Origin of the sequence: Catenulispora pinisilvae (assembly GCF_015356865.1) — a bacterium.
Taxonomy (GTDB): domain Bacteria; phylum Actinomycetota; class Actinomycetes; order Streptomycetales; family Catenulisporaceae; genus Catenulispora; species Catenulispora pinisilvae.
The window spans coordinates 1-6,385 of the sequence record NZ_JAAFZA010000387.1; the positions used below are offsets into that span (position 1 = coordinate 1).

Genomic DNA, 6,385 nt, shown 5'->3' on the forward strand with positions numbered 1-6,385 from the left:
CGAACCCCGAACCGGCACAACCATGACCGAAGGCCGTAAAAAGCTTTGAAATCCATAGACTAACCGCAGCCCGCCCCGCAAACCCCAGCCCCGGGAGCAGGGCAGGGCAGCATGACCCGCCACTACATCATCTGGCGAAACCGCCACGCCGACGACTTCCGCCTACGCCATATCCGCGCCATATCCGCGCCACATCTACGCCAAATCATCACCAGAGTAAACGTTGCCTGATACGGCACGGCACCGATCACAACGGACCGCCGTTGGCGCCGCGCCGCACCAGCGAAGACCGCCGCACCACCAACTCCGGCTGCAACACCACCTGCCGGTGCTCGTGCGCCCCGCTCTCGCCGGCCAACTCCTCCAGCAACAGCTCCGCCGCCAGCCGCCCCATCGCCGCCGCCGGCTGCCGCACCGATGTCAGCGGCACCGCGGCCGCGGCGGCGAACTCGATGTCGTCGTACCCGACGATCGCCATGTCCTGCGGCACGCCGACCCCGGCGGCGAACAGCGTTTGCAGCACGCCCAACGCGATCAGGTCGTTCGCGCAGAACACCGCGGTCGGGCGCTGCGAGAGCCCCAGCAGCCGGCTGGCCGCGTCGCGTCCGGCCGCCACGTCCAGGGTCTCGGTCGGCAGCTCGATCAGCGCCTCGGCGCCGATTCCGGCCTCGGCCAGCGCCGCCAGCGCCCCGGCGCGCCGGTCGCGGATCTGTTGCAGGTGGGGCGGGCCGCTCACGTACGCGATCCGCCGGTGCCCGGCCGCCGTCAGGTGCCCTACCGCCAGCGTGCCGCCGGCCACGTCGTCGACCGACACCGAGCAGCCCGCGCCGCCGGCGCCGACCCGGTCGACGAGCACGAACGGGATCCCGTGCCGGCCGAAGGCCTCGACGGTGCGGCCGCTGCCGTCGGCCGGCGTCAGCAGCACGCCGCGCACCCGCTGCTCGGCGAACAGGGCGAGGTATTCCTCCTCCTCGCTCGCGCTCTGGTTGCTGGTGCACACCATCACCCCGAGCCCGGCCCGGTGCGCGGCCCGCTCGGCGGCGCGGGCCACGTCCACGAAGAACGGGTTCCCCATGTCCAGCACCAGCAGCCCCAGGATCCGGCTGTGACCGACCCGCAGCTGCCGGGCGTGCACGTTGCGCACGTACCCCAACTCGGCGATGGCCGCCTCGACCCGCCGCCGGGTGTCCTCGCCGACCCGCTCGGGGCTGTTGATGACGTTGGAGACGGTGCCCACGGACACGCCGGCCCGCCGTGCCACGTCCTTGATGACGATCATGGAGCCCGGCCCGGCGGATGAGCTAGAAGTTGTACTGGCCGATGTTCGAGGAGTCGAACACGGTCGGCGCGCCGAGCGTGACCACCCCCTGCGCCCCGATCGTGAAGCTGCCCATCGACCCGGCGGTGAACGTCTGCCCCTGAGCGCCGGTGATCTGCCCGGAGGCCAGCGCGACCGCGGTGTAGGCGGCCAGCTGGCCCAGTTTTCCCGGGTCCCACAGCTCGAACGCTTTCACGGTGCCGTCCTGGACGTAGGACCGCATGTCGTTCGGCGTCCCCAAGCCGGTCAGCAGCACCTTGCCCTTGTACTGCGAGCCGTCCAGGTACTGCGCGGCCGCCTTGATGCCGACCGTGGTGGGGGAGATGATCCCCTTCAGATCCGGGTATTGCTGCAACAGCCCTTGCGTCTGCTGGAACGACATCTGCGGATCGTCGTTGCCGTATGCGATCTTGACCAGTTTCATATTCGCGAACTGCGGCTTCTTCAGTTCGTCCTGCATGTAGCCGATCCACGAGTTCTGATTGGTCGCGGTCTGGGCCGCCGACAACACCGCGATCTGACCGGTGTAGTTCAGTTCCTTGCCCAGCAGATCCACCTGGCTGCGGCCCAGGTCCTCGGCGCTGGCCTGGGACACGAACGCCTGTCGGCAGCCGGGGTCGGTGTCCGAGTCGTAGGTGACCACCTTGATCCCCGCGCTCATCGCCTGCTTCAGCGCCGTACACAGCGCCCCGGGATCCTGCGCGGAGACGGCTATCGCGGATACGTGCTGCTGCGTCAGGGTGTTGACGTACGACACCTGCCCGGCGGTGTCGGTGGCACTGGTGGTCCCGACCTCCTTGTAGCTCTCGCCGAGCGCGCTCAGCGCGGTGTTCCCCCCGGCGTCGGAGATGTTGAAGTACGGGTTGTTGACCTGCTTGGGCAAGAACGCGACCGTCAGCCCCTTCTTCGTCGCGGCGTTCGGGTCCGCCGACCCGCTCTGCACCGCGGCCGGGGCGCTGGACGCCGCCTTGTCGGTGGAACTCTTGGTGGCCCCGCCGCACGCGCTCAAGCCCAGCGTCAGCAGGCCGCCCGCGGCCAGAACGGCCAGGGTGCCGGATGTTCTGCTCATAGCTTTCCCCTTGTTCTCTGATGGATCGAGGCGGCGAATACCTGCCGGGCCACCCGCGGCCCGAGTACGGAGACGGTGAGCAGCACGCCGGTCACCACCGTCTGGGACTGTGCCGAGACGTCGGCCAGGCTCATCACGTTCTGTAGCGTGCCGAGCAGGAACACCCCGGCGATCGCGCCGCCGAGCGTGCCCCGCCCGCCGTCGAAGTCCACGCCGCCGAGCAGTACCGCGGCCACGACCGACAGCTCCAGCCCGGTGGCGTTGTTGTAGGTGGCGCTGGCGTAGTGCAGCACCCAGAACACGCCGGTCAGCGACGAGACCAGCCCGGTCGCCACGAACAGCGACAGCTTGACCCGCTTGACGCGCACCCCGGCGAACCACGCGGCCTCGGCCGAGGCGCCGGCGGCGAACACCGAGCGGCCGAAGCCGGTGGCGTGCAGCACCACGACCGCCGCCGCGGCCAGGACCAGCCACGGCAGCGCGGCGGTCGGCAGGAACGTGCCGCCCAGCCGGCCCGAGCCGAAGTTCAGGTAGTTCTGCGGGAAGTCGGTGACCGAGTTCGACCCGAGCACGACCTGCGCCAGGCCCCGGTACAGCGCCATCGTGCCGATCGTCACCGCCAGCGAGGGCAGCCCGAGCTTGGTCACCAGCAGCGCGTTGACCAGGCCGCAGGCCACCCCGAGGACGGCGCAGATCACGATGATCTCGTTGATGTTCATGCCGTGGTTCCACAGCGCGCCCATCACGGCCCCCGACAGCCCGACCGTCGAACCCACCGACAGGTCGATCTCGCCGGCCGCCACCAGCATCGTCATCGGCAGCGCGATCGCCGCGACCGGCAGGGTGTTGCCGATCAGGAAGCTGATGTTCAAGGCGTTGCCGAAGCCGCCGACGGTGCTGAAGGAGATGAGGAGCAGGACGATCAGCAGCGCGCCGACGACGGTGTCCCAGCGCAGGGCGCCGTTCAGCGGTGGGCGGCGCAGGCCCCTGCTCTGCTCTGCGGTTCCCGCGATGTCAGTCATTCGTGCCGGTCCTCGCCGGTCGGGCCCGGCTGCGCAGCAGCCCGGCGATCCGCAGCGCCATCACCCGGTCCACCGAGATGGCCAGGAGCAGCAGGATCCCGTCGATCGCCTCGACCCACACCGAGCTGACGCCGATCGCGGGCAGGACGCTGTTGATGGAGGTGAGCAGCAGCGCGCCCAGCGCCGCGCCGTGGACGCTGCCCGAACCCCCGGTGAAGCCCACGCCGCCGACCACCACGGCCGAGACCACCGTGAGCTCGTAACCGCTGCCGGTCCCGGCGTCGGCGTAGCTGAACCGGGCCAGATACAGCGCCCCGGCCAGCCCGGCGAGCGCGCCGCACAGCACGAACGCCGCCAGCACCCGCCGCCGCACCGGCACCCCGGCCAGGGCCGCGGCCTGGGCGTGCGAGCCGAGGGCGTAGCACTCCCGGCCGCTGCGGTAGTTGCGCAGGAAGTAGCCGACCGCGATCAGCACCACGGCCGCCAACAGCGCCAGATACGGGACCGCCGACACGCCGTCGTGGCCGAAGGTCTTGTAACCGCCGGGCAGCAGGCCGGCGGTGATCTCCCGGGAGCCCACCCAGATCGAGTCCAGGGCCCGGATGATGTAGAGCGTGCCGAGCGTGACCACCAGCGAGGGCACCTGACCGATACCGACCAGCACGCCGTTGAAGGCCCCCAGGGCCGCGCCCAGCACTACGGCCAGAGCTACAGACAGGACCGGGTTCCCGCCGTGCTTAAGGAGATCGCCCGCGGCGAAGGCCGTGACGCCCAGCACGGAGCCGACCGACAGGTCGACGTTGCCGGTGATCACCACGACCGCCTCGCCGACCGCCACCAGCACCAGGATCGTCGCGTTCAGCAGCAGGTCCTTGATGCCCTGCTCGGACAGGAACGAGGTGTTGTCGATCTGGGTGGCGACCAGCATCACGGCCAGCACCACCAGGATCGCCAGCTCGCGCATGCGCAGCACCCGGTCCAGCAGGCCGCGCGCCGACCCGGCGGCCGGCGGCGGCTGCTGCTCGGCGGCAGCCGTGGTCGGGGCCGTCATATGGCGCTCCCGGCGGTGGCCCCGGTCGCCGCGGCCACCACGGCCTGTTCGGTGGCGTCCGCCCGGCTGATCTCCGCGCTGATCCGGCCCTCGCGCATCACCAGCACCCGATCGGCCATGCCCAGGATCTCCGGCAGATCCGAGGAGATCATCAGCACCGCGACACCGTCCGCCGCCAGCTGCGAGAGCAGCCGGTGCACCTCGGCCTTGGTGCCGACGTCGATGCCCCGGGTCGGCTCGTCCACGATCAGCACCCGCGGCCCGGTGGCCAGCCACTTGGCCAGCACCACCTTCTGCTGGTTGCCGCCGGACAGGGTGCCGACCAGATCGGACAGGCGCGCGTACTTCACCTGGAGTTTGGCCGCCCAGTCCACCGCCCGATCCCGCTCGGTACGCCGGCTCACGAACCCGGCGGTGGTGGCCGCCTTCAGATCAGCCAGGCCGATATTGCGCTCGACACTCATCTGCATGATCAGCCCTTGCGCCCGCCGGTCCTCCGGGACCAGCGCCAGCCCGGCGGCCATCGCCAGGCTCGGCGAGCCCGGCCGCAGCCGGCGCCCGCTGACCGCGACCTGTCCGGCGTCGAAGCGGTCGATGCCGAACACGGCGCGGGCCACCTCGCTGCGCCCGGCGCCGACCAGCCCGGCCAGGCCCACGATCTCCCCGGAGCGGACCTGGAAGGAGACGTCGGTGAAGACCCCTTCGCGGGTCAGCCTGCTGACATCCAGCGCGACCGCTCCGACCTCGGTCTCCTGCTTGGGGTAGAGCGAGTCCAGCGTCCGCCCGACCATCCGGCGCACCAGATCGGCCTCGGTCAGCCCGGCCAGCGGCTCGGCGGCGACCAGCGCGCCGTCCCGCAGGGTGGTGACCCGCTGGCAGAGCTCGAACACCTCCGAGAGGCGGTGCGAGATGAACAGCACCGCGGCGCCCTGCTCCCGCAACGCCCGCACCACGGCGAACAGCCGCGCCACCTCGCTCCCGGTCAGCGCCGCGGTCGGCTCGTCCATGATCAGCACCCGGGCGTCGAACGACAGCGCCTTGGCGATCTCCACCAACTGCTGGTCGGCGATCGACAACCCCTGCGCCGGCCGCTCCGGATCCATCGCCACCCCGAGCCGCCCGAACAAAGCGGCCACCGCCTGGCGCACCGCCCGATGATCGACCCGCCCGAACGACCGCCGGGGCTGGCGCCCCATGAAGATGTTCTCCGCCACGCTCAAATCGGGGAACAGCGTCGGCTCCTGATAGATGACCGCCACCCCGGCGTCCCTGGCCGCGGCCGGCCCCCCGAACTCCACCACCGAGCCGTCCAACAGGACGGCGCCCTCATCCGGCCGGTGCACCCCGGCCAACACCTTGATCAAGGTCGACTTCCCGGCCCCGTTCTCCCCGGCCAGGGCGTGCGCCTCGCCGGCGTACAGCGAAAGCGACACCGAACGCAGGGCACGAACAGCACCGAAGGACTTGCTCACCCCCTCTAATGCGAGAACCGGAACAGCGAGGTCCGGACCGGGCTCATTCATGAGACGCCACTCCAAGGTCGGCCGGTCCGCACCAGCGGAGGCGACGAGTGAATTGTTTCAATGAAATTGCCGCGAGGTTAGCTCCGGGGGTGGGGTGCGTCAAGGGTCGCGGCGCGTCGCGCGGGGGTCAGGGAACGGATTTCGGCGCCGGGCGCGCGCCGAAAGATGCATCTGATCAGCGAATCTCTGTCGGACTCGATGAATATGAGGGTCTTGAGATAGCCGGGAAGATCTTGCAGGGCCCTGCGATGATCGAATGTGAATCGATTTTAGAAAGGGCGGATTCTAGGAGTCGTTGCAACACCTGAGCCTGAAGGTGTTGTTGACTATGGATCAGTTCTCTGCGGGCCGAAAGCGTGGTCGTCCCGCCGGTGGCCGGTTGGCCGACGAGCGGGAGGGGTT

General features: G+C 70.1%; 5 protein-coding genes. All 5 read right to left on the reverse strand.

Annotation, left to right across the window (positions count from 1 at the left end; translation table 11 throughout):
- Positions 1 to 247 precede the first annotated feature (247 nt).
- From IZR01_RS47325 to IZR01_RS47345, 5 genes are read right to left on the reverse strand one after another with little or no spacing between them, the layout of a single operon-like run.
- Positions 248 to 1,279, reverse strand: coding sequence for a LacI family DNA-binding transcriptional regulator (locus IZR01_RS47325; RefSeq protein WP_194897812.1), 1,032 nt, complete (start codon positions 1,277 to 1,279; stop codon positions 248 to 250).
- 22 nt (positions 1,280 to 1,301) lie between these two features.
- Positions 1,302 to 2,387 carry a rhamnose ABC transporter substrate-binding protein gene (gene rhaS / locus IZR01_RS47330; protein WP_194897813.1) on the reverse strand — a complete coding sequence of 362 codons (1,086 nt, stop codon included), beginning with the start codon at positions 2,385 to 2,387 and terminating at the stop codon, positions 1,302 to 1,304.
- Positions 2,384 to 3,409, reverse strand: a complete 1,026-nt coding sequence (locus tag IZR01_RS47335; protein ID WP_194897814.1) for an ABC transporter permease — start codon at positions 3,407 to 3,409, stop codon at positions 2,384 to 2,386. Before IZR01_RS47335 ends, rhaS begins: the two co-directional genes overlap by 4 nt.
- Positions 3,402 to 4,460 carry an ABC transporter permease gene (locus IZR01_RS47340; protein WP_194927678.1) on the reverse strand — a complete coding sequence of 353 codons (1,059 nt, stop codon included), beginning with the start codon at positions 4,458 to 4,460 and terminating at the stop codon, positions 3,402 to 3,404. The genes IZR01_RS47335 and IZR01_RS47340 overlap by 8 nt, the downstream gene beginning before the upstream one ends.
- Positions 4,457 to 5,983: a sugar ABC transporter ATP-binding protein gene (locus tag IZR01_RS47345; protein ID WP_194927679.1), complete on the reverse strand. Its 1,527-nt coding sequence runs from the start codon at positions 5,981 to 5,983 to the stop codon at positions 4,457 to 4,459. Before IZR01_RS47345 ends, IZR01_RS47340 begins: the two co-directional genes overlap by 4 nt.
- Positions 5,984 to 6,385: the final 402 nt, after the last annotated feature.